This is a genomic window from Virgibacillus halodenitrificans (assembly GCF_001878675.1).
GTDB classification, from domain to species: Bacteria; Bacillota; Bacilli; order Bacillales; family Amphibacillaceae; genus Virgibacillus_Q; species Virgibacillus_Q halodenitrificans.
Genome location: NZ_CP017962.1, coordinates 537,766 through 563,046 on the forward strand (window position 1 = coordinate 537,766; position 25,281 = coordinate 563,046).

At 38.7% G+C, this 25,281-nt stretch carries 21 protein-coding genes; 16 read left to right on the plus strand and 5 right to left on the minus strand.

Annotation, left to right across the window (positions count from 1 at the left end; all coding sequences use genetic code 11):
* Positions 1-71 precede the first annotated feature (71 nt).
* The 15 genes from pcrB (at position 72) to BME96_RS02915 (ending at position 21,949) form a co-directional block, all read left to right on the plus strand.
* Positions 72-758: a heptaprenylglyceryl phosphate synthase gene (gene pcrB / locus BME96_RS02850; protein ID WP_071648226.1), complete on the plus strand. Its 687-nt coding sequence runs from the start codon at positions 72-74 to the stop codon at positions 756-758.
* Between the two features lie 20 nt (positions 759-778).
* Positions 779-2,998: a DNA helicase PcrA gene (pcrA, locus tag BME96_RS02855; RefSeq protein ID WP_019378801.1), complete on the plus strand. Its 2,220-nt coding sequence runs from the start codon at positions 779-781 to the stop codon at positions 2,996-2,998.
* Positions 2,999-3,013: 15 nt separating this feature from the next.
* Positions 3,014-5,017, plus strand: a complete 2,004-nt coding sequence (gene ligA, locus BME96_RS02860) for an NAD-dependent DNA ligase LigA (RefSeq protein WP_071648227.1) — start codon at positions 3,014-3,016, stop codon at positions 5,015-5,017.
* 14 nt (positions 5,018-5,031) lie between these two features.
* The gene (locus tag BME96_RS02865; protein WP_071648228.1) at positions 5,032-6,279 is read left to right on the plus strand and encodes a CamS family sex pheromone protein; all 1,248 of its coding nucleotides are present in this window, start codon (positions 5,032-5,034) and stop codon (positions 6,277-6,279) included.
* Positions 6,280-6,409: 130 nt separating this feature from the next.
* Positions 6,410-7,957: an L-glutamate gamma-semialdehyde dehydrogenase gene (gene pruA / locus BME96_RS02870; RefSeq protein ID WP_019378804.1), complete on the plus strand. Its 1,548-nt coding sequence runs from the start codon at positions 6,410-6,412 to the stop codon at positions 7,955-7,957.
* A 211-nt stretch (positions 7,958-8,168) separates the two neighbouring features.
* Positions 8,169-9,446: a helix-turn-helix domain-containing protein gene (locus BME96_RS02875; protein WP_331279799.1), complete on the plus strand. Its 1,278-nt coding sequence runs from the start codon at positions 8,169-8,171 to the stop codon at positions 9,444-9,446.
* A gap of 29 nt (positions 9,447-9,475) precedes the next feature.
* Complete coding sequence (locus BME96_RS19495; RefSeq protein ID WP_156035936.1) at positions 9,476-9,619, plus strand: hypothetical protein; 144 nt, start codon at positions 9,476-9,478, stop codon at positions 9,617-9,619.
* A 496-nt stretch (positions 9,620-10,115) separates the two neighbouring features.
* The gene (gene putP, locus BME96_RS02880; RefSeq protein ID WP_019378807.1) at positions 10,116-11,636 is read left to right on the plus strand and encodes a sodium/proline symporter PutP; all 1,521 of its coding nucleotides are present in this window, start codon (positions 10,116-10,118) and stop codon (positions 11,634-11,636) included.
* Positions 11,637-12,087: 451 nt separating this feature from the next.
* On the plus strand, positions 12,088-12,378 hold the full coding sequence (gene gatC, locus BME96_RS02885) for an Asp-tRNA(Asn)/Glu-tRNA(Gln) amidotransferase subunit GatC (protein WP_040954361.1): 291 nt from the start codon (positions 12,088-12,090) through the stop codon (positions 12,376-12,378).
* 13 nt (positions 12,379-12,391) lie between these two features.
* The gene (gene gatA / locus BME96_RS02890; protein ID WP_019376943.1) at positions 12,392-13,858 is read left to right on the plus strand and encodes an Asp-tRNA(Asn)/Glu-tRNA(Gln) amidotransferase subunit GatA; all 1,467 of its coding nucleotides are present in this window, start codon (positions 12,392-12,394) and stop codon (positions 13,856-13,858) included.
* Entirely contained in the window at positions 13,858-15,288 is a 1,431-nt protein-coding gene (gene gatB / locus BME96_RS02895) for an Asp-tRNA(Asn)/Glu-tRNA(Gln) amidotransferase subunit GatB (protein WP_019376942.1), read from the plus strand. The genes gatA and gatB overlap by 1 nt, the downstream gene beginning before the upstream one ends.
* 155 nt (positions 15,289-15,443) lie before the next feature.
* Positions 15,444-16,367, plus strand: a complete 924-nt coding sequence (locus BME96_RS02900; protein ID WP_071648230.1) for a diacylglycerol kinase — start codon at positions 15,444-15,446, stop codon at positions 16,365-16,367.
* Between the two features lie 121 nt (positions 16,368-16,488).
* On the plus strand, positions 16,489-17,865 hold the full coding sequence (gene rlmD / locus BME96_RS02905) for a 23S rRNA (uracil(1939)-C(5))-methyltransferase RlmD (RefSeq protein WP_071648231.1): 1,377 nt from the start codon (positions 16,489-16,491) through the stop codon (positions 17,863-17,865).
* Between the two features lie 222 nt (positions 17,866-18,087).
* Positions 18,088-19,224: an ArgE/DapE family deacylase gene (locus BME96_RS02910; protein ID WP_071648232.1), complete on the plus strand. Its 1,137-nt coding sequence runs from the start codon at positions 18,088-18,090 to the stop codon at positions 19,222-19,224.
* 454 nt (positions 19,225-19,678) lie between these two features.
* On the plus strand, positions 19,679-21,949 hold the full coding sequence (locus tag BME96_RS02915) for an ATP-binding cassette domain-containing protein (RefSeq protein WP_071648233.1): 2,271 nt from the start codon (positions 19,679-19,681) through the stop codon (positions 21,947-21,949).
* Positions 21,950-22,111: 162 nt separating this feature from the next.
* On the opposite strand, the gene BME96_RS02920 is transcribed toward BME96_RS02915, so the two are convergent.
* Together BME96_RS02920 and cyoE are read right to left on the minus strand one after the other, a co-directional pair.
* A complete protein-coding gene (locus BME96_RS02920; protein WP_071648234.1) occupies positions 22,112-22,384 on the minus strand; it encodes a hypothetical protein in 273 nt (90 codons plus the stop codon).
* A gap of 166 nt (positions 22,385-22,550) precedes the next feature.
* Positions 22,551-23,459, minus strand: a complete 909-nt coding sequence (cyoE, locus tag BME96_RS02925; RefSeq protein WP_071648235.1) for a heme o synthase — start codon at positions 23,457-23,459, stop codon at positions 22,551-22,553.
* A 288-nt stretch (positions 23,460-23,747) separates the two neighbouring features.
* Between cyoE and BME96_RS02930 the strand changes: the two genes are divergently transcribed.
* Positions 23,748-24,017 carry a hypothetical protein gene (locus BME96_RS02930; RefSeq protein ID WP_019376931.1) on the plus strand — a complete coding sequence of 90 codons (270 nt, stop codon included), beginning with the start codon at positions 23,748-23,750 and terminating at the stop codon, positions 24,015-24,017.
* 58 nt (positions 24,018-24,075) lie between these two features.
* Here the strand turns inward: BME96_RS02930 and BME96_RS02935 are convergent, their stop codons facing one another.
* The 3 genes from BME96_RS02935 to qoxC are packed head-to-tail and all read right to left on the minus strand — an operon-like array spanning position 24,076 to position 25,280.
* A complete protein-coding gene (locus BME96_RS02935) occupies positions 24,076-24,279 on the minus strand; it encodes a cytochrome C oxidase subunit IV family protein (protein ID WP_060681302.1) in 204 nt (67 codons plus the stop codon).
* A 25-nt stretch (positions 24,280-24,304) separates the two neighbouring features.
* Positions 24,305-24,673, minus strand: a complete 369-nt coding sequence (qoxD, locus tag BME96_RS02940; protein WP_060681300.1) for a cytochrome aa3 quinol oxidase subunit IV — start codon at positions 24,671-24,673, stop codon at positions 24,305-24,307.
* Between the two features lies 1 nt (position 24,674).
* A complete protein-coding gene (qoxC, locus tag BME96_RS02945) occupies positions 24,675-25,280 on the minus strand; it encodes a cytochrome aa3 quinol oxidase subunit III (protein ID WP_019376928.1) in 606 nt (201 codons plus the stop codon).
* Position 25,281: the final 1 nt, after the last annotated feature.

The window sequence follows — 25,281 nt, forward strand, 5'->3', positions numbered from 1 at the left end:
ATAAACGAATGAGCGAACTGACATTTTATAAATAGACGGTAGAATTTAATATAAATTGGAGGATTATCACTTTGTATAACATAAAAGAGTGGAAACATATATTTAAATTAGATCCAGCCAAAGAAATTTCTGAGGAGGATTTGGAAGCAATTTGTGAGTCTGGTACCGATGCAGTGATCGTAGGTGGTACAGATGATATCACATTGGACGGCGTACTTGATCTATTATCAAGAGTACGTCGTTATACCGTTCCTTGTATTTTGGAAGTTTCCAATATGGAGGCAATTACACCTGGCTTTGATTATTATTACATCCCGATGGTATTAAACTCAACAGAGAAAAAGTGGATGATGGACATTCAACATCAAGCAATAAAAGAATTTGTTGATATGATGGAATTTAGTGAAGTGCTATTTGAAGGGTATTGTATCTTAAACGAGGATGCAAAGGCATTTAGTCATACGAATAGCTATTTACCAGATGAAAAAGACGTAATTGCTTATGCGTATATGGCTGAAAAAGTCTTCCATTTACCTATTTTTTATATGGAATACAGTGGGAAGTACGGAGATCCGGAGCTTGTTGGAAAGGTAAAGGAACAACTGGAAGATACAATGCTTTTCTATGGTGGTGGAATTGAAAACACATTCCAGGCAAGAGAAATGAAAGAACATGCAGATGTTATTATTGTAGGGAATATTATTTATACAGATATAAAGAAAGCATTAAAAACGGTAAAAGCAATAAAAGATAATTAAAAGGCAAGGGCGGTGTAATAATGAGTCAGACAATGGGTGACTTATTATCTGGATTGAATAAAGAACAGCAGGAAGCAGTAAAACATACAGAAGGACCACTTCTTATTATGGCAGGCGCAGGTAGTGGTAAGACACGTGTGCTAACACATCGAATAGCTTATTTACTAGGTGAGAAGGATGTAGCAGCACGGAACGTCCTTGCAATTACCTTCACAAATAAAGCAGCTAGAGAAATGAAGGAACGAGTGAGAAAGCTGGTAGGTCCGGAAAGTGAATATATGTGGGTTTCGACATTTCACTCCATGTGTGTTCGTATTCTCAGAAGAGATATTGACCGAATCGGTTACAATCAAAATTTCACCATCTTGGACAGCAGTGATCAACTGTCCGTTATTAAACAAGTTCTAAAAAACCTGGATATTGATCCTAAAAAGTTTGACCCGCGGGCTATGCTTGGGCAAATTAGTGCAGCGAAAAATGAATTGATTACCCCAGAGGAATTCAGCAATAAGGTGGGGAATTTTTATGAGCGCCAGGTTTCCCAAGTGTATGAAGGCTATCAAAAAATGCTTACAAAAAATCAATCTTTAGATTTTGATGATCTAATCATGCAAACAATACATCTATTTAACCGAGTACCGGAAGTACTGGAATATTATCAGCGTAGATTTCAATATATCCATGTAGATGAGTATCAGGATACAAACCACGCTCAGTATTCATTGGTTAAGCAGCTTGCTAATCGATATCAGAATCTATGTGTCGTAGGGGATTCGGATCAGTCCATCTATCGTTGGCGTGGAGCAGATATTACGAATATCCTCACTTTTGAAAAAGATTATCCAAGTTCAAGAACTGTATTTTTGGAACAAAATTATCGGTCCACCAAGTCTATTCTGGAAGCAGCGAATAAAGTCATTGCAAATAATCCAGGACGGAAACCGAAAAATCTATGGACAGAGAACCCGGACGGAAAGAATATACACTACTATCAAGGGGCGACAGAACAAGAGGAAGCTCTTTTCGTAACGAATAAAATCCAAGAACTTACCCGAGATGGATTTTCTCCAAGTGATATTGCCATTCTTTATCGGACAAATGCGCAGTCACGAGCGATTGAGGCAACATTTATGAAATCCAATATTGTGTATCAAATGGTAGGCGGGCACAAGTTCTATGAGCGAAAAGAGATTAAGGATTTAACTGCATACCTGCGATTAATTACAAACCCTGATGATGATATTAGTTTTGAACGTGTAGTGAATGTACCAAAACGTGGAATAGGTAAAACATCTATAGAGAAGCTGAGAGAGCATGCGACATTGCATGATATATCCTTTTTTGAAGCCGTAAAAGAAGTCGATTTTACCGGTGTATCCAAAAAAGCAGCAAATGCACTTGCGGAATTTGGTAACCTGATTAAGACACTTTCACAGCAACAGGAATTTTTAACTGCAACGGATATGGTTGAGGCAGTACTGCAACGGACAGGCTATGAAGAGATGCTAAAGAGTGAGCGGACTATTGAAGCACAAAGCCGTCTGGAGAACTTGGAAGAGTTTATGACTGTTACCAAGGAATTTGAAGCATCTGCAGAGGATAAGACGCTCGTTGCCTTCCTGACTGACCTGGCATTGGTCGCTGATATTGATAAGGTGGACGAGGAAGATCCTACAAATGAAGAGAAAATCACCTTAATGACATTGCATGCTGCTAAAGGTTTGGAGTTCCCAGTTGTTTTCCTGATCGGGATGGAGGAGAATGTCTTTCCACATAGCCGCTCCCTTATGGAAGAGGAGGAAATGGAAGAAGAGCGCAGACTTGCTTACGTAGGAATAACGAGAGCAGAACAGCAACTATATCTTACTCATGCTAAAATGCGAACATTATTTGGTAGAACGAATATGAACCCTGTTAGTCGGTTTATAAATGAAATACCAGATGAACTTATTGATGGAATGGAAGAGGCAAATGCTGCCTTGTTTGGTGGCAGTATCTTCGGTCAGCCAAAAGAAAAGCCTGCCCCAGTGAAAAGAAAGGCTCAAAAAATGCAGCAAACAACAGGAGCAGAAAGTAAAACATGGGGACCTGGTGACAAGGCAAACCATAAAAAATGGGGTGTCGGTACTGTCGTTAAAGTTCAAGGGGAAGGAGAAGGAATGGAGCTTGATATAGCATTTCCTGCCCCAACAGGAATCAAACGGGTATTGGCAAAGTTCGCTCCAATTACGAAAGAATAAGGAGGCCCTTCGCACATGGAGGAACAACAAGCGCAAAAACAAATTGAAGCACTACGGGAAATATTAAATCAATATAGCTATGAATATCATGTGTTGGATAAACCATCTGTACCAGATTCAGAATACGACCAGAAGCTTCAGGAGCTTATCAAGCTAGAGGAGGCGCATCCACAGCTAGTTACACCTGACTCCCCAACCCAACGTGTGGGAGGAGACCCTTTGGAAGGCTTTCAAAAGGTAGAGCACCGTATTCCTATGTTGAGCCTTGGCAATGCGTTTAACGAAACGGATCTCCGTGACTTTGCAAGACGCGCAACACAGCACATGGAGGAGCCGGTAACCTTTGTCTGTGAATTAAAAATTGATGGACTTGCTGTATCTTTAACATATGAGAACGGAAAGTTTGTCAGAGGAGCAACACGTGGTGACGGAACGATCGGAGAAGATATAACGAGTAATCTGCGTACAATTCGGAGTATCCCTCTTACGATAAAAGAAAAAGAAACGATTGAGGTTCGTGGGGAAGCATTTATGCCACATAAGTCCTTCCTCGCTTTGAACAAGGCAAAAGAGGAAAATGAGGAGGAGCCATTTGCTAATCCTCGTAATGCTGCGGCAGGATCTTTAAGACAGCTTGATCCTAAAATTGCCGCAAAACGGAATTTGGATATCTTCCTATACGGAGTCGGAGAATGGGCGACAAGTTCCCTTCAAACACATAGTGAGCGGCTGGATAAATTGAAAGAGCTCGGTTTTAAAACAAATCCTGAGTGGCGTCGATGTGAAAGCATAGAGGAAGTGCTTGAATATGTCGACTATTGGACAAATGAGCGACCTAATTTAAATTATGAAATTGATGGAATCGTTATTAAAGTAGATAATCTGGAACAGCAGGAGGAACTTGGGTATACAGCAAAGAGTCCAAGATGGGCTATTGCATACAAATTTCCTGCCGAAGAAGTGATGACAAAGCTTGTCGATATTGAATTAAGTGTAGGGCGTACTGGTGTAGTTACACCGACTGCTTTACTGGAACCGGTAAAGGTTGCCGGTACTACTGTTCAGCGCGCATCCTTGCACAATGAAGATTTAATTCGAGCGAAGGATATTCGCATTGGGGATATGGTAGTAATTAAAAAGGCTGGCGACATCATCCCGGAAGTAGTACGTATTGTGGAAGAGAAAAGAACTGGAGATGAAAAAGAATTTTATATGCCGGAGGCTTGCCCAGCTTGTGGAAGTGAGCTAGTGCGGTTGGAAGAAGAAGTAGCACTTCGTTGTATTAATCCTAATTGCCCGGCACAGCTGAAAGAAGGGCTGATCCATTTCGTTTCCCGTAATGCCATGAATATTGATGGCTTGGGAGAAAAGGTAATTATACAGCTTTTCCAGGAAAAACTAATCCATACGATGGCAGACCTTTACCGATTAAAGGAAGAGGATTTACTGCAATTGGAGCGAATGGGTGAGAAATCCGTTTCTAACCTATTGAACGCAATTGAGACATCCAAAAGTAATTCGCTGGAAAGACTGTTATTTGGCTTAGGGATTCGATTTATTGGCGCAAAGGCTGCCAAGACACTTGCAGCAGAATTTGGTACAATGGAAAAGCTTCAGAATGCTTCCTTTGAAGATCTCGTTGCTATTGATGAGATTGGGGATAAAATGGCTGATTCCATTGTGCAATATTTTGAAGAGCAAAAGGTTATTGATTTATTGAAGGATCTTCGTTCACTTGGTGTGAATATGGAGTACAAAGGGCCGAAACAAGCAACACAATCAGGAGAAGGTATTTTTGCAGGAAAGACCATTGTACTTACAGGCAAAATGGAGCAATTCACCCGTTCAGAAGCCAAGGAGTTAATTGAAGCACAAGGTGGTACTGTAACAGGCAGTGTCAGTAAAAAAACAGATTTTCTTATTGCTGGGGAAGATGCTGGATCCAAATATGATAAAGCCGAAAAACTCGGAATAACAATTTGGAATGAACAACAGCTGAAAGAAGCAATGGAGGATTAAGGAGTTTTAATAAAATGAAAAAAATAAGCTTGCTTTTATTAAGCAGCCTTTTACTTATAACTAGCTGTGCACAGAATAATACAGAGGAAGAGGTCGTGCAGGAAGATAAACAAGAAGAGCAAACCTCAATTGTCCCAAGCTATCAGCTTTCTGATGAGAATTATAAAATGATCCTTCCATATGAACCAAGTCAAGCACGAGGTGTTATTACAAACCAAGTTGGTAATCGCCTTGATATTGATGAAATGGAAGAAGGTTTGAGGAGACATTCCAAGGAAGTGTTCTCACCGAAGGACTATCTATTTCAAGAAGGACAATTTTTAGAAAAAGATTTATTGTATGATTGGCTTAGCAGGGATTTAACTAAGAAACAGTTTGATGAAGCTTTAGAAGCAGCGATTGATAAACGCAAAAAAGACAAGCAACCCGTCTCTGATCAATGGCTCGCAAATACAAAAGAAGAACTACGTCGTGGCCTAAACCCGCCTATAAAAGACATGACCGATGAAATGAAAACTAAAGAGAAAAAAGAATTGCAAATTAATAGTCCTAAATATGTGACACATGTACTTGAACAAAACTTCCTGAAAAAGAAAGAAGATAAATCAGTGGAAGTTGCTGGGATGTCGATAGGTATTGCTATGAAATCTGTTTATCGGTATCAAACCGAAACAGGAGGAGCTTATTATTACAGAGATATACCTAAGAAGGAAATGCTGGAAAAAGGTAATGAAGTAGCACAAACTATTTTAGAGAGAATCCGTGGTATGGAGGGTGCAAAAAATATCCCAATTATGATCGCCATCTATAGAGAAGAAGACCAATCCTCTCCTGTACCAGGAAATTTTGTAGCTAAGACAGTAGTGGATGCTGGAAAAGAAAAGATTGGGGATTGGGAGTCCATTAAGGAAGAAAATATTCTCTTCCCTTCTGATGAGGGTAAGAAAAAGTATTTTGATGATCACGAAATTGTGACTAGCTTTGGGAACGAAATTGCTAGTTACTTCCCTAATTATGTAGGTGTTATTGGTAAAGGCTTCTATATTAATGAGGAATTGCAAAAGCTAACGCTTGAAATTCCAATTGAGTTTTATGGAAAAGGGGAAGTAATTGGTTTTACTCAATTTGCTTACGGGCTAGTTAAAGAAATGTTTTCGGATTACTATGATTTAGAGGTAAAGGTTACTTCAAGTGACAGAATGGAAAGTGTCATTTACCGAAAAGCTGGCTCGGATAAGCCTACCATACATTTTTTCCATTAATCTAATGCATACATTGAACTTTAAGAATATTTCAGTTAAAATGAAGGATGGGAATGTCCCGTCCTTTTTTTTGCTTTCTAATGAAAGCGTAATCATACGGGGTAAAAAGGAATAGGAGAGGGGTTTTTTTATGGTAGTACCTTACAAACATGAACCTTTTACAGACTTTACTTTAGAGGAAAACAGGCAAGAAATGCTGAATGCTTTGAAAAAAGTGGAAGCAGATCTAGGTAAAGAGTATCCACTAATTATTGGCGGCGAGCGGATAACGACAGAAGAAAAAATCGTATCTGTGAATCCTGCAAACAAAGAAGAAGTAATTGGGTATGTATCCAAGGCAAATAAAGATTTAGCTGAAAAAGCCATGCAGGTTGCTGACAGCATTTTTGAAACATGGAGAACTTCCGATCCGAAATTTCGTGCAGATATCTTATTCAGAGCTGCAGCCATTATCCGCCGTAGAAAACATGAATTCAGTGCACATCTTGTAAAAGAAGGCGGAAAGCCGTGGAAGGAAGCGGATGCAGATACAGCCGAAGCTATCGACTTTTTGGAGTATTATGGCCGCCAGATGCTTGCATTAAAGGATGGAGTAAAAGTGGAAAGCCGTCCGATTGAATATAATCAATATCATTACATACCGCTTGGTGTCGGTGTAGTCATATCTCCGTGGAACTTCTTATTTGCGATCATGGCAGGAACAACTGTTGCAGCAATGGTAACAGGTAATACCGTATTGCTGAAACCAGCCAGTGCTACACCAGTTATCGCATATAAATTAATGGAGGTGCTGGAAGAGGCTGGACTGCCGGCAGGAGTTATTAACTATATACCAGGTCCTGGTGGAGAAGTTGGGGATTATCTCGTTGATCATCCGCGCACCCGTTTTGTAAGCTTTACAGGATCTCGTGAAGTTGGAACTCGGATATTCGAGCGTGCTGCGAAAGTACATGAAGGCCAAAAATGGTTGAAACGTACAATCATTGAAATGGGTGGAAAAGATACAATTGTAGTAGATAATGAAGCTGATCTGGAGCTTGCTGCACAGTCTATCGTGCAATCAGCCTTTGGATTTTCCGGTCAAAAATGCTCCGCATGTTCACGAGCTGTTATTCACGAGGATGTTTATGATCAGGTAAAAGCTCGTGTTGCTGAATTAACAAAAGAATTATCAGCAGGTAATCCACATGATAATTCACATTTCATGGGACCAGTAATTGATCAAGGTGCATACGATAAAATTATGGAGTATGTAGAAATCGGGAAAAAAGAAGGAGAATTGCTTGTTGGTGGAGATGGCGATGATAGTAAGGGATGGTTCATAAATCCTACAGTTTTCGCAGATTTAGATCCCGAAGCTCGAATTATGCAGGAAGAGATATTTGGTCCAGTTGTTGGATTAACAAAAGCCAAGGATTTCACAGAAGCAATTAAGATTGCTAACAATACGGAATATGGCTTAACAGGCGCTGTTATTACAAATAACCGTGCACACCAAGAACAAGCTCGTCGTGACTTCCACGTAGGAAATCTATACTTTAATCGTGGATGCACAGCAGCAATTGTTGGCTACCAGCCATTTGGCGGATTTAATATGTCTGGAACAGATTCCAAAGCAGGCGGTCCAGATTATTTAATCCATCATATGCAAGGAAAGACCACATCGGAAATGTTTTAATTTTAAAAATAAGACTAAAGTAACAATATTAAAATCAGCCCTTTCTTGATAATAGATCAAAAGTAGGGGCTGATTTTCCTGTTCGAGGAAAGTCGGAAAGTTTTTTGGGTGTTTATAGCAGGTAAATGCTACTAATTTTCCCAATATGAATTATCTGAAAGTATGATATACTATTACTATAAGAAAACATTTCCTTCAAATTGGAAAGAAGGTGGGTATATTGATAGAGTTAGGATCTTATATTAAGCTGCAACGTACAAAACAAGAGATGACACAAGGGGAATTAGCACATGGAATTGTGTCCCTATCCTATTTATCAAAAATTGAAAATCTCAAAACAGAAGCAAGTCCAGAGATCATTCAAGCTCTTTGCACCCGCCTCGGAATCCAAATCGATAATTCACTTGAATCTACCATTCAAGAGAAATGCAAAGAATGGTATGGGATGTTGTTTGAAGTAAACGATAAAGAAGAGATTACTTCAAAGTTTAAAGAAATTCAGAGTTTAATGGATTCAAACTTGACTGAAAGCTTACTGTTATTTGAGATTCATAAAATTAGATACTACCTAATTTTAGGTGAATTTGATAAAGCATTAAATAAAATCAATGAGCTAAATGAGATATCAGGTACCTTTGATAATTTACATCTATATTATTGGTATAAGTTTAGAGGGAATTATAATTCAGCTAACGCAGAATATAATCAAGCAATGTATCTTTATAGACTTGCTGAGGAAAAATCTGCTCGTCTTAAGATAGATGAGAATGAAGTAGCTGATTTACAATATGTTATGGCAATTACCCATAGTAAACTTAGAAATACTTTAGAAGCTATAGATTATACTAATAAAGCTTTAAATGTCTTTATGAAAAATTACAACTTTTTGAGATGTGCTCAATGTCATAATGTGCTTGGTATTTCATATAGAAGAATTAGAATGTATGATAAAGCTATTAAGAACTTTAACTTGGCGTTGCACTTAGGGAAATTGAATAATAACAAACAATTAATACAATTGACTAATCAAAATCTTGGTCACCTATACTCTTCCAAAGGGGAAGCTAAAGAAGCAATTAAGCATTTTAAGGAAGTAATTAACGATGAAGAGGTCCATTTAGTTGAGAGATTAGCTTCTGTATCTTCTTTAGTTAGAGAATATTATAATGTATATAACTTTGAAGAAACGAAAGAAGCTATAAAGTATGGTTTTGAATTATTAAATCAATTGAAGAATATTCAGCAATATAAAATATTTGATTATGTTTTAAATACTTATAGCTATTTAATGAAAGAAGAATATGAAAAATTCGAGGAATTGGTTATTAAAGATTTTATCCCGTTCTTGGAGAAACACAAGGACTTTGCTAATGTAATTATTTATGCAGAATTATTAGCAAGACATTTTGAAAAGCAATACAAATACAAAGACGCAACAAAATATTATAAAGTGGCTAATTTTGCCTATGAGCAAATTGCAAATATTTAGAGTTTATTTTGATAAGGGGGGGAAATGAAATGAAAAAGTTTATAGCAGGATTGTCTTTAGGGGCACTTCTAGTATCAGGCTTTGCTTTTGCACAGCAAAATGATCCAGTAGATTTATCCATGGATAGAGAGCCTAGCATTTTCTCAATCAAACAACCTACAGTATATTTTTAAGATGATTTAATAAGTAGTTAACATTTGTTTTTACCCTATTATTATATGATATATACTTGCCTGAAATAGCGTGGAACCTATTTCAGGATTTTTTTGTTTTTCAGGAAAAAATATAAAAATTTTTTAGGCTCATAAATTCAGAGGATTTACGAGGTAATGAGATTATACGCTACAATTTTATACGTATGATTATCCATTTTTCTCTTAAGACGTTATATGATAGTTAAACCGTTTATTTCGAATCTCAGCCAAGTTGCTTCCACTATAATACCCTTGAAAATTTGCGTCTCTGTTCTTACTTCGGTTGAAATATTTTTCTGGATGTGAAACCATAGTCTTTGTGCTATTAAGCAGATAAACAGAGAAAAACAGCGAAAGGAGAAGCAAATTGGAATACGCAATTAGAGGAGCAACATGGTTTTGGCTATTTGTACCAATGCCAATCGTACTTTTATTATCTATCATTACACTATTTACGGAGAGGAGAAAATAAAGCGTGGGTCTCACAACCTTGATTACTTTTATTGTTTATTTAATTGGAATGCTTGTCATTGGTGTCATCATGTACCGCATGACAAATAATTTATCTGACTACGTGCTTGGTGGACGGAACCTGGGCCCTGGGGTAGCGGCACTGAGTGCAGGCGCATCGGACATGAGCGGGTGGTTATTGCTTGGTCTGCCAGGTGCTATTTATGCTTCAGGAATGTCGGAAGCCTGGATGGCAATCGGACTTGCTACAGGTGCATATTTAAATTGGCAGTTCGTCGCCAAACGATTACGCATTTATACTGAAGTATCAAATAATGCAATTACCATTCCAGATTTTCTGGAGAACCGCTTTAAAGACAAATCGCATATTCTACGTGTCATTTCTGCTTTAGTAATTTTACTGTTCTTCACTTTTTATACTTCATCGGGAATGGTTGCCGGAGCAAAACTGTTTGAAGCTTCGTTTGGATTATCCTATCAATCTGCGCTTTGGATTGGAACCATCGTGGTAGTTTCCTATACATTGTTAGGAGGATTTTTGGCAGTAGCCTGGACCGATTTTATTCAAGGAATACTAATGTTCTTAGCATTGATTGCTGTACCAATTGTAGCCTTAAATGAAATGGGAGGCTGGTCAGCGGCAGTACAGGCTGTTGGTGAAATAGAACCAAGTCATTTGAATATGGTCAAAGGAGTAGGAATCATGGCGATTATTTCCTCCTTGGCGTGGGGACTGGGCTATTTTGGCCAACCACATATTATTGTGCGTTTTATGGCATTAAGATCGGCTAAAGATGTGCCAAAAGCAAAATTCATTGGTACTGCTTGGATGATTTTAGGGCTATACGGGGCTATCTTTACAGGCTTTATTGGGCTTGCCTTTATTAGTACCCAGGAAGTGCCCATTCTTGGAAAGTTTGGAATTGATGTAGTAAACGAGGGTGGCCTGCAAATGCTGGCAGATCCGGAGAAAATCTTTATCGCTTTTTCGCAAATTCTATTTCATCCGGTAATTGCAGGAATATTGCTTGCAGCTATTTTATCTGCCATTATGAGTACGATTGATTCTCAATTACTAGTATCGTCATCTGCAGTTGCAGAGGATTTCTATAAGGCTATTTTCCGCAAGAAGGCTTCTGGAAAAGAATTAGTATGGGTTGGACGAATCGCTACGTTAGGTATTGCATTGATTGCCGCAATTATTGCAATGAACCCAGAAAGCTCTGTGCTTGAGCTCGTCAGTTACGCGTGGGCAGGCTTTGGTGCAGCTTTTGGGCCAATCATTCTCTTATCCTTATTTTGGAGAGGAATTACTCGAAATGGAGCGCTGGCAGGGATTGTTGTTGGTGCGGTCACCGTTATTATATGGGGCGAATTCCTATCAGGTGGAATTTTTGATTTATATGAAATCGTTCCAGGGTTCTTGTTGAATCTTCTTGTTACTATCCTCATCAGTATGTTTGGTAAGCCAGCACCGGAAATAGAAGCAGAGTTTACCGAAACGTTGACGAAATTAAAAGAATAAGCATAAGAAATGGTCTGCTTCTTTAGGAAGTGGGCCATTTTTTTAGAAGTTAAAGAATAAAATTTTTGACTCCATTAAGTTCTTTTGCATGAACGGTTGCGTCCAGCTCCAGCGCCTACCCCCTCGAGGTCTTAAGCAATAACTCTACATGGCAAAGACCGCCATTAGGATTTCTTGCTTAAGCTTGTCGGGGGCCTGCAGGAGGTAGGTCAGACAGGCGTTGCCCCAAACGGTCTTCGATGGGACGAGTAATCGCAGTCCCAGGACGGGGCGGTTTTAGCCTGTCTTCCTTACTTGCAAGGCGCTTGCGCTTTTGTTGGAGTGATCTTTCATCTCTGTCTTATTTGCTTAATAGCAGTCAATTCTGCTATCATCTATAGTGTTATAATAGTATAATTAGACAATAATAACTAAAATAAACCAAAGATAGATAAAGACTGGAGGGTAATAAATGGCTGATATCACCAAAGAACAGGTTAAACATGTTGCGAATTTGGCAAGACTTGCAATTACAGAAGAAGAAGCAGAAATGTTTCAGGGACAGTTGAATTCCATAATTTCCTTTGCGGAGCAATTAAATGAATTGGATACAGAAGGTGTAGAACCAACTACACATGTATTAGATTTAAAGAACGTATTACGCAAGGATGAGCCGAAGGAATGGATTACACAAGAGGAAGCACTGAAAAATGCTCCTGATAAAAAAGATGGACATTACCGTGTGCCATCCATTTTGGAATAGGGAGGGAAAATAGATGTCATTATTTGATTACACGATAAAAGAATTGGAAGAAAAAATACATAATAAAGAAGTTACGGTCCAGGACCTCGTAGACACTTCTTATAAACGTATTAAAGAAGTGGACGGACAGGTTCATGCTTTCTTAACATTAAATGAAGAAAGTGCTAGAGAAGAAGCAAAGAAATTAGATGCTGCAGCTGATCAAACTGCAAGTCTTTTCGGTATGCCAGCAGGGATTAAGGATAATATTGTAACGAAAGCGTTGCGCACAACCTGTGCCAGCCAATTCTTGGATAACTTTGATGATCCATTATATAATGCAACGGTTGTTGATAAGCTGGCAAGCCAACAAGCAGTTACAATTGGGAAATTAAACATGGATGAGTTTGCTATGGGTTCATCTAATGAAAATTCAAGCTATACACCAACACGTAATCCATGGAATACCGATTATGTTCCAGGGGGCTCCAGTGGTGGCTCTGCAGCTTCTGTAGCGGCAGGAGAAGTGTTATTCTCCCTAGGCTCTGATACAGGTGGATCGATTCGTCAGCCTGCAGCATTCTGTGGTGTGGTTGGCTTGAAGCCGACATATGGCCGTGTATCTCGTTTTGGTCTTGTAGCATTTGCATCCTCCTTGGATCAAATTGGACCGATTACCCGTAATGTGGAAGATAATGCTCGCGTGCTAGAAGTAATCGCTGGAATCGACCCGATGGATTCTACTAGTGCCAATGTAGAAGTACCAAAGTATACGGAAGCACTAACAGGAGATGTCAAAGGATTAAAGATCGCAGTACCAAAGGAATATCTTGCTGAAGGTGTTGCGCCTGAGGTAAAGGAATCTGTACTTCAAGCATTGAAAGTATATGAATCACTTGGTGCCACATGGGAAGAGGTTTCCTTACCACATTCTAAATATGCGGTAGCAACCTACTATCTGCTTTCATCATCTGAGGCATCAGCAAACCTTGCTCGTTTTGATGGGGTAAGATACGGTGTGCGCAGCGAAAATGCAGATAATATGATCGATATGTTCAAAAAATCCCGTAGTGAAGGCTTTGGTGAAGAAGTGAAGCGTCGTATTATGCTTGGAACCTTTGCATTAAGCTCGGGCTACTATGATGCTTACTATAAAAAAGCACAAAAAGTTCGTACATTAATCAAAAATGACTTTGATAAGATTTTCGAAGACTATGATGTAGTTATCGGACCAACAACACCAACTCCGGCATTTAAGGTAGGAGAGAAAATAGATGATCCGCTAACCATGTATGCGAATGACATCCTTACTATTCCGGTTAACCTTGCAGGCGTACCAGGAATTTCTTTACCATGTGGTTTCTCTGAAGAAGGCTTACCATTCGGATTGCAAATTATCGGAAAGCATTTTGATGAGAGTACGGTTTATCGTGCAGCACACGCCTATGAACAGGCAACAGACCACCATAAAAAACGACCTCAACTAGGAGGTGCCAACTAATGAATTTCGAAACAATTATCGGATTAGAAGTGCACGTGGAATTAAAAACAAACTCAAAAATTTTCAGTCCTAGTGTGAACGCGTTTGGAACGGACGCAAACACGAATGTAAACCCAATCGATTTAGGATATCCCGGGACGTTACCGGTGCTAAATGAAGAAGCGGTTAATTTTGCAATGAAGGCTGCTATGGCATTAAATTGTGAAATAGCAACAGATACTAAATTTGACCGTAAGAACTATTTTTATCCGGACAATCCAAAGGCATATCAAATTTCTCAGTTTGATAAACCAATTGGTGAGAATGGCTGGATTGAAATCGAAGTAAATGGGGAAAAGAAGCGAATCGGAATTACTCGTCTTCACTTAGAGGAAGATGCAGGGAAGCTGACCCATGGAAATGATGGTTACTCATTAGTGGATTTTAACCGTCAGGGAACTCCACTCATTGAAATTGTTTCCGAGCCGGATATGCGTTCACCGGAAGAGGCCTATGCTTATCTTGAAAAATTGAAAAATATTATCCAATATACAGGCGTGTCCGATGTAAAGATGGAAGAAGGCTCCCTTCGTTGTGATGCCAATATCTCTTTACGCCCAGTTGGACAGGAAGAGTTTGGTACAAAAGCAGAATTGAAGAACTTGAACAGCTTTAGCTTTGTACAAAAAGGCCTTGAATTTGAAGAAAAGCGCCAAGAGAAAGTTCTTTTGACTGGTGGGGAGATTTTACAGGAAACCCGCCGTTATGATGAAAAGACAAAAGAAACTATACTTATGCGTATTAAGGAAGGGTCAGACGATTACCGTTACTTCCCTGAACCGGATCTGGTTCCATTATATATTGATGATGCTTGGAAGGAACGTATTCGTAAGGAAATCCCTGAGCTTCCTGATGCTCGCAAAAAGCGCTATATTGAAGAGCTGGGGTTACCTGCATATGACGCAGCAGTTCTAACAAGCTCGAAGGAAATGGCTGACTTCTTTGAAGCTGCATTACAAGATGGTGCGGATATGAAGCAAGTATCGAACTGGTTAATGGGCGAAGTATCTGCTTATATGAACAAGCATTATAAAGAACTGCATGACCTTGCTATAACTCCACCAGCTCTTGCAAAAATGATTAAGCTAATAGAGGATGGTACTATATCATCTAAAATTGCCAAAAAGGTATTTGCAGAGTTAGTAGAAAATGGCGGAGATCCAGAGCAGATCGTGAAGGACAAAGGTCTTGTACAGATTTCCGATGAAGGTCAGCTAAGAGAAATTATTGCTCAAGTTCTTGCTGAAAATGAACAATCCATAATTGATTATAAAAATGGAAAAGATAAAGCACAAAAGTACTTAGTAGGACAAGTAATGAAAGCAACCAAAGGACAGGCAAACCCTCCAATGGTGAATAAGATTCTTGTGGAAGAGCTTGATAAGAAGTAAGAGAAATGTGGCGGTCTGTTGTTCTGTTTTAGGCAACAGACTGTTCTTTTAGTCCTTACCCCTTTTCAAATTCAATGAAAAGGGCTATGATAAGCAATGGACAAACAAACATATCATTTGCCCTTGCAAAATTGAAGGAATGGGGAGGGAAAACAATGAAGAAGGCCCGAATCATTTATAACCCGACATCTGGACGGGAAGCTTTTAAAAAAGAACTGGCGACCGTTTTAGAGCGTTTTGAAGTCGCAGGATATGAAACATCTGCACACGCAACTACTTGTGAAGGTGATGCCATCCATGCAGCAAGAATAGCTGTAGAGAGAGGCTTTGATTTAGTTGTTGCAGCTGGTGGAGATGGTACGATTAATGAAGTCATAAATGGCTTGGCAGAGCAGGAGAATAGGCCAAAATTGGGTATTATACCAGTCGGCACAACAAACGACTTTGCCAGAGCATTAAGTATCCCTCGTGACATAAAAAAAGCGGTTGATGTAATTTTAGAAGATCAATCCATGTTTTTAGATATAGGAAGAGTAAACGATCACTATTTTATGAATATCGCAGGTGGCGGTAAGCTGACAGAATTGACCTATGAGGTACCAAGTAAGCTTAAGACAATGCTTGGACAGTTGGCTTATTATATGAAGGGAATGGAGATGCTTCCTTCGTTAAAGCCGATCCGCGCCAAAATAGAATATGATGATAACATCATCGATGAGGATATTATGCTGTTCTTAGTCTCCAACACGAATTCAGTTGGGGGATTTGAGAAGCTTGCACCAGAAGCGAATATGCATGATGGCTATTTTGACTTGTTAATTTTACGTAAAACAAACCTCGCGGAATTTATTCGCATTGCTTCTTTAGCATTACGTGGTGCACATTTGGAAGATAAAAATGTAATTTATGCAAAAGCCAAAAAAATAAAAGTAACCACAGATGAAAAGATGCAGTTAAATATTGATGGAGAATTCGGCGGACTGCTTCCAGGTGAATTTATTAATTTACAGGAACATATCGAATTTTTCGTACCGAAAGCATTTATGGAAAAAGAAATGGACAGGGAGCTTCCGTCATAGGGAGTTCTTTTTTTCGTTTCAAATCACAACCCACCTCCCTTTTAAAAACGTATGAAAATGATTTTACCTAGCAAAATATGATAAGATAGCATCACATACTAGCACGTAAAGGAAGATATAAATGGGAAAACAAGCAGCACCGGTTAAAAAGAATGAAACAGTGACAATAAGCTTTGAAGATCTTACACATGAAGGAAATGGTGTAGGCAAAATTGACGGGTATCCATTATTTGTACCTCATGGTCTTCCTGGTGAAGAAGCAGAAGTTAAGGTAGTAAAAGTTAATAAAAATTTTGGATTCGGGAAGCTATTAAAAGTGATAAAATCGAGTCCGCAGCGTGTTGAACCACCTTGCGATGTATATTACAAATGTGGTGGCTGTCAATTACAGCATATGAGCTATGTCATGCAGCTGGAAATGAAGCAGAACCAAGTAAAGAATGTCATGCGGAAGATTGCCCATATGGAACACGTACCAGTTCACTCGACAATAGGGATGGAGGACCCGTGGCGTTATCGTAATAAAATTTCCATTCCTGTTGGTGAACGAGATGGAGAACTGATTACAGGATTTTATCAGAAACGAAGCCACCATATTATCGAGGATATGGACACATGTGTGATTCAGGATGAAGTGAACGATCGGATGGTAGAGGCTGTTCGCCGTATTGCAGATCGCCTTGGAATCCGGGCATATGACGAAAAGAAAGACCGTGGAGTGTTAAGGCATATCATGGTACGTACGGGGAGAGCTACCAATGATACGATGATTGTACTCGTTACCAGAACGGACAAGCTGCCACATCAGGAGCAGTTAATTAAGGAATTAACGGAAACCTATCCACATGTGAAATCCATCGTGCATAACATCAATAATAAGCAAACAAACGTAATTTTAGGGAGAAAAACGAAAGTAATCTGGGGAGAAGAATATATTTACGACACGATCGGAGATATCCGTTTCGCCATATCTGCAAAGTCGTTTTATCAGGTGAATCCTCCACAGACGAAGAAACTCTATGATAAAGCCCTGGAATATGCTGAAATTGAACCTAATGACATTGTAATTGATGCGTATTGCGGTATTGGAACGATTTCTTTGTTCTTAGCACAGAAAGCCAAAAAGGTATATGGTGTGGAAGTTGTTCCAGAAGCAATCAGTGATGCTAAAATGAATGCCAAGTTAAATGGGATTACGAATGCAGAATTCGTAGTAGGAGAAGCAGAAAAAGTAATGCCATGGTGGAAGGCGCAGGGCTTGAGGCCAGACGTGATCGTTGTGGACCCACCACGGAAGGGTTGTGAAGTTGATTTTCTGCAGGCAATGATCGATATGAAACCAAAGAAAATTGTTTACGTATCATGCAACCCATCTACATTGGCAAGAGATCTCAAAATCCTGGATGAAGGCGGGTATGAAACGAAAGAGGTGCAGCCTGTTGATATGTTTCCACAGACGAATCATGTGGAGTGTGTAGTGAGGTTGGAGTTGAAGTAAAGTATCATTTTAAAAGTCCTATTCTTATTAGAATAAGGCTTTTTTGGTAATTTAATAAAAACCGTGATTATATAACGGCATAACTCGGGAATCAATTACACTTTTCGATTACTTTTTTCCTTATAAGGGTATCTTATGACTAATATTCTCATAAATTTAGACTTTCTGGCAAAAGAGTGGTTTGATACTGATCCTGATCCTCTACGAAAGGAGATCAATACATTGAATAAAGAGGAACGAATTAAAGTTTTACAAGATGTAATCAAAATAAAATCGGTAAACGATTATGAATCGAAAGTAGCTGATTATTTAGCAAATCTATTCAAAAAATATGGCATCGAATCCCAAAAAGTTAAATATTGTGAAGGTCGTGAAAGCTTAGTCGCCACATACAAAAAGGGGGACGGTAAAGTTTTAGGTATCAGCGGACACGAAGATGTTGTGGCAGCTGGTGATGAAAGTGAGTGGATATTCCCACCATTCTCAGCTGTGATTGATGGTGACAAATTATACGGCCGTGGTTCAACGGATATGAAATCAGGTCTAGTAGCTTTAGCTATCGCTATGATTGAAATCAAAGAAGAAAACGTAGAAATCAATGGAACATTAAAGTTCATGGGAACTGTTGGTGAAGAAGTCGGTGAATTAGGTTCTGAACAATTAACTAAAGAAGGATATGCAGATGATCTTGATGGACTAATTATCGGTGAACCAACTGGCCAAGCATTGATTTACACACACAAAGGTTCAATGAACTATACAGTTGTTTCTCGTGGTAAATCGGCCCATAGCTCAATGCCTAAAGAAGGTATTAATTCTATCGCAAATATTAATGAATTTGTGATGCGTGCTAATGCAGAAATGCAAGAAGTCACTAACGAATACAAGAATGAGGTATTGGGTGAAACTGCACATTCAATTACAATTATCAATGGAGGGGATCAAGTTAACAGTATTCCTGCTATTACAACATTACAAGGTAATATTCGTACTATTCCTGAGTTTGATAATAGCAAAATTAAAACATTGTTAAAAAATATTATTGATGACTTGAATAAAAAGGATGGTTTTAACCTAGAATTAATCGTTGATTATGATATTTACCCTGTACAATCAAAACCTGATTCTGAACTAATTAAATCAATCCAATTTGTTTTAAAACAAGAATTGCCTATAACAGGTATTTCACCAACGACAGATGCAGCTGCATTTACTAAAGCAGAAAATGAATTCGACCTTGTAATCTATGGTCCTGGTGTTCCAAATTTACCCCACCAAATAGACGAATACGTATCAATTGAAAACTATTTAGAAATGATTGACACTTACAAAGCAATTTATAAAGAATACTTAAAATAAATTGTAAAATTTGATGTTCATTGTATATTCCTGACGTTCCAATATTTGAGGCTTTAAGGTTGAAACTTGTTGGTTTACAAGGATGTTCTGGTAAGGGGTATGAGTGAAATTTAGTTTAAATAACGCTTAAGAATGTTTAAAAAGCCTATTTCCATTTAAGGATAGGCTTTTTATATTAGATTCATACTAAAAAACTCGTCACCCACTCCACATGTGAGGGTTGTATGTGACAACACCTGGGAGTAGCGGGAACTATTATATAGGCTCGAACACTATTATAGAAGAATTGGGTCTACCTATTTCAAACAACGATCTATTAAGCAATAAGAAAATCCATAAAAAATATTTAGTAAATCACATAACAAAAAACTACCTACAGCATCCAGTGTACATCTCCACAAAACAGGGAACTACTCTTTAGTGAAGCATCTACCTAGAAAACGGAGGATAAAAAGTGGCGAAAAATAAGGATGAAATTATTTTAAAAGGACTTCAAGAAAATAATTTAAAAAACATAGACATCAATATACCTAAAGAGAAAATAAATGTATTTACTGGTATTTCAGGTTCAGGAAAAAGCTCGGTTGTTTTTGATACATTGGCGACGGAAAGCAGAAGACAAATGACGTTGAATTATCCTCTCTATGTCAGAAACCAGATGCCGAGATATGAAAGACCTCATGCTGATCTGATGCAGCATTTGAGTCCAGTCGTAGTAGTAGAACAAAAAGCTGTTGGAAGTAATTCTCGCTCGACAGTTGGGACCTATATGGACATCCATCCATTGATTCGGCTATTGTTCTCTCGAATTGGCAGTCCGCCTATAGGTACAGCTACCGACTTTTCGAGCCAGAGTTCTTTTGGCAAATGTCCTGAATGTAATGGGTATGGCGAGGTTATTGCACCTGATTTAAATAAGCTTGTCGATTTAAATAAGTCACTTCGAGAGTATGCAGTAAGATTTAAACCACTATCTCCTTCTGGATGGCAAGGCAGATGGATGATCACTGGCGGACTATTTAATCCTGACATACCGATAAAGGATTATCCAAAAGAAACGTTTGACTTATTCATTTATGGACCACCAGAAGGCGAACGGGTATTTGCGCCTTTCCATACGAAAGATGGTCCTCATGATCATGAGTGGGATGGATTACTACCACGGTTTACGCGTCTTTACATTAACAGGGATGTATCAAAGTTAAAACAAACATCTCAGGATGATGTTTTAGCTGTATCTACACATACATTATGTCCCGTTTGTGAAGGGTCGGGCCTAAACCCTAAAGTTCTGGAATGCAAAATAAATGGATTAAATATCGCAGAATATGATCAATTGGAATTGACAGAATTACTTGTGGAATTGGGAAAAATAAAAGACCCGATTGGCAGCTCGATCGCACAGCAGGCAATTCCCAGTGTACAGCAACTTGTGAAATTAGGATTAGGGTATTTAAGTCTGGCTAGAAAGATGGGGACTCTTTCAGGTGGGGAAGCACAACGGGTAAAAATTGCTCGTCATCTGGGTAGCAGTCTAAACAATATGACGTACATTTTCGACGAACCTAGTGCTGGTCTTCATCCAGAAGAAATAGATAAATTGATTTACGTGCTTAAAACACTGCGTGATAATCATAATACCGTAGTTATTATCGAACATAATCTCACTGTCATAAACGCAGCAGATGAAATAATCGAGATGGGCCCGGGAGCGGGGGTGCATGGCGGGGAAATAGTATATCAAGGTGAACTGGAAGGATTAAATAAAGCTTCTGCTATTACGGACCTGTCTCATAAACCAGTGGTAAATAAAAATCCAAGAGAAGCGGAAGCGCATTTTACTATAACAAAAGCGACTGATAATAACTTGAAAGATATTAGTGTGGAGATACCTAAAAATGTCTTAGTCTCTGTATGTGGAGTTTCTGGTTCAGGAAAAAGCTCCTTAATGTTTCAGGCCTTCAAAGAAAAGTACCCGGACACCATAGCGGTAAGTCAAGGCAGTATCGGAACCTCCAGCCGTTCGACACTTGCTACTTATATGGGAATTATGGATGATATCCGTTCGATTTTTGCGAAGGAAACAGGACAGCCAGCTGGATTATTTAGCTTTAATTCCAAAGGAGCATGCCCTTATTGTGATGGAAAGGGAGTAACCACCCCGGACGTTGCTTTTGCAGACCCGGTAACTGTTACTTGTGAAGCTTGTGGAGGCACAAGGTATTCGGAAGAAGCATTATCTTATCAATACCAAGGGAAGAATATAGTAGAGGTCTTGGATCTTACGATAGATGAAACAAATAACTATTTTACATTGCCAAAGATCGTAAAAAAGGTAAATACATTAAAAGATGTAGGGTTAGAGTATTTGACACTAGGTCAGACAACAAGCTCTCTAAGTGGTGGAGAAGTCCAGCGACTTAAATTGGCCAGCCAACTAAAAAAAGAGGGGCAGATCTATTTGCTGGACGAACCGTCATTAGGACTTCACACTCAAGATAATGACAAGCTTTTAGATGTTTTTCATAATCTTGTGCACAAAGGGAATTCTGTTATCATTATTGAGCATAATTTGGATTTTCTTGCGGCAAGTGATTGGCTTATTGAAATGGGGCCAGCAGGAGGCAAGGAAGGTGGATATGTTCTGTTCGAAGGGACGCCGACACATATGCTGGAAGCAAACACACCAACAGCAAAGTGGTTGAAAGAGGCCACTAATAACTAATTGTATAATCTTTTAAAATAAATATTAAAAATAAAAGAACCTTATCTGAATAGGATAAGGTTCTTTTATTTTAGATCATACTTCTATTAATAGACATCCTGTTATTCAAACAAGCCCGATAATAATCCATTACTTTCTTATCCTGAATATCCTATCTTATAATTACTTTCCCAAATCCGCATTCAAAGCTTCTTTTAGATTTATTCCACAAATATCACTACATACAGGAAATAAGCCATCTTGTCCTTTTTTCTTTGCAAGAGAATCTGATGTGGTTACAATCATTGAAACATTTTTATCTGCTGATTTTAGATATACAGGAATAATTTCTCCTTCTCGATCAGAAAAATCCATTCCTTTATGGAATTTAATATCGATTGCGCTTAATGGGTCATTTTCACCGATCTTCTTATTGCACCAGGAGCAATTTAGCATTGTGATTTCTCCTTCCTACACAGGGGATTATGGCACTGTTCTATTTGCTCATTATAATACATATGCGATGCTTAATACAAATGCCTGAATCAAGCTTCATATTAGAACAATACAAAAGAGGCTCACCAACCGAGCCTCTTTTGTAATACCAGCTTTCATGCACCAACTATAAGTTAAAAATAATCCCCATCAGCGAATAAATAATGACAGTTGAAAATAATACTGTCATATGAATAAGCGAATATACAAACAGAGAGATCGCCCACTTTTCAGAGCTTGCTCTGTGGTATTGGGTAATGCTTAAAATGAGCCATCCTGAACTTAACAATAGGGCAACAAGCATTAAGCCCAAGCTCAATGTACCAAAAAGGAAACTTATCGCAATCATGATGATCAAGTAAACATTTGTTTGCAGATATGTTCTTCTAATTCCTTTTACTACAGGTAGCATGGGAACCTTTGCTGCCTCATATTGTTTATGGTTTCGAATAGCGATCGCGTAAAAATGCGGCATTTGCCAAATAATCATAACAACAAACAATCCCAGGACGGCTGGATGACTAATATCAGGATATATTGCTGCCCAGCCAATTAGTGGAGGCATGGCTCCGGAGATACTCCCTACCTCTGTGTTATACACTGTTCTCCTTTTCGTCCACATCGTATATGGTACAACATAAAAGAACAGCCCCAAAAACCCGAGTAATGCAGCAAGCCAAGTAGTTAAGCTTAATAAACCGATCCCCGTAATACTTAATATGATAGCCAGCCACAGGACAGTATGGAAGTTAATATCACCAGTGACGGTTGGACGGGTTTTCGTTCTTTCCATAACAGCGTCAATATCTCTGTCATACAGATTATTGAATGCTCCAGCTGCTGCGATGACAAACGCAGAGCCTACTATCGCAAATAGTATATCAGGGAGCTTTTCCATGATGCCGAATTGGTACGTATACATCGCTAAAGTAAGACCGGCAAACATGGGTATTAAATTGGATCGTATAATTCCCGTTTTTACAGTCTTTGATAAAATATCAACTGATTTATGCTTTGCTCCCATTTTTTTGTTCATTATATCTATCTTCCTTTTCCTTAACAGGTTAATCGTTGGCTAAAACCAACTGGTAACAATATGTCTCCTTGTACTATTATAAGACAAGTCGGGGATTTTATCATGTGACAGTTTTTCAATAATTAACAGCTTTTTCTACCACTATATGTTTTGTAATTTTATCAGAGGGGAAATAATAAATAAATTTAAAATAAATGTGTACATTTTGTGTCCAAAATAGGAATTATTTGTTACAATAGTTTTATAAGAGAAATCGTTTTCAAAAAACAACCAAAGGAGCTGAGATAAATGGGTGTTACTGCAATGTTCTTGTTATTGGCAACAATTACGCCATTTCTATTAATTCAACTAAAGAGGCCGGTATTTGCGGTAGTTCAATCCGTGCTGCTCGTCGGTATGTGGTTGTACAGTTTTCAAATTATGTTTTTTACCGCACCTGGAGTTTTTTCAATTTCTTGGATGATGTTCTACGGAAGTCTTATTGGTGCTCATGTTGCTTGGATCATGTTCATTATCGCTTTGGTGGAAGAAAAACCTGCTACACTACAGGAAAATTAATCTAATAAATATAACGCGCTTGCCGAACCTGTAATCAGGTTGAAGCAAGCGCGTTTTTTTATTCATGACTTGGTTGCATTTTAAATAGCTGAAACATTGCTTGAATAAATGCAAGCACAGTAATTATTAAAAGTATAAACTTTGGCTCATAAGAGGAATAAAGAAAGCCACCCAGGGAAAAGGCTGTAAGAATGATACAGGCAATAAATAAAAACATTGGCTTCCACGTATTTTTTTGTACGCTTTCGAGTTCTGTTTTCATTACTTCCTTCTCCTTCGTCTTTATACTAATATCCTGATTCCTCTTGATGTTGTTCATGATGTTGCTCATTGCCCCCGTTATCCCCATGGTCATGACTAAACCCAAATGACATCGTGAATAGGGAACCTGCTACGACAATTGCTGCAAGTGCAAAGCCGTGGAACATCATATTCCATGGTACATGGCCATTCCCGCTTGCTGATTCGGTAACATGCATAAACATGAATAATTGGACACCGGCTTGGAGAACCGCAAGTGCCATAATTCCAATTATAATCCACATTACTGGTAAGTCGGACTGCAATGCTGCCCATGCAGCGACAATGGTCATAACTAGTGATAAAAGGAAACCGACAATATGGTTGGTTGGTATTCGTTTCTTACTGTTTGCCATACTATAACACCATCCCTATTAAATAGACACTTGTAAAAATGAAGATCCAAATAACATCCAAGAAGTGCCAATATAAACTGATGATAAAGAATTTACGGCTTGTTACGTTTGTTATACCTCGTTTTGAAATTTGATGCAGTAACGCGAATGCCCAGCCAATACCAAGTGTAACGTGTAAACCATGGGTACCGGCTAAAATAAAGAAGCCTGACCAGTAGGCACTGGACTGTATTGTAGCACCTTCATGTGCATAATGAATAAATTCATAGATTTCAAAACCAAGAAATCCTAACCCAAGCACAAGTGTAACTAACATCCATCTAGTTAGACCTTTCACAGAGCCTCTTCGCATTTCATGGACAGCTAAACCACATGTAAAGCTACTTGTAAGCAATAAAAAGGTCATGATTAAAACGGTGCCCGGCTCAAACAGTTCGGCAGGTGTCGGAGCATCCGCAGTACGGCCAAATAGTACTGCATAGGTTGCAAATAAGGTAGAAAACAAGACGACCTCAGCTCCAAGAAAAATCCAGAAACCGAGAATAGTCATTTGACCTTCATTCGTTCTGTATTCTAATGGACCGGTAGTTTTTACTTCTTCCGACATA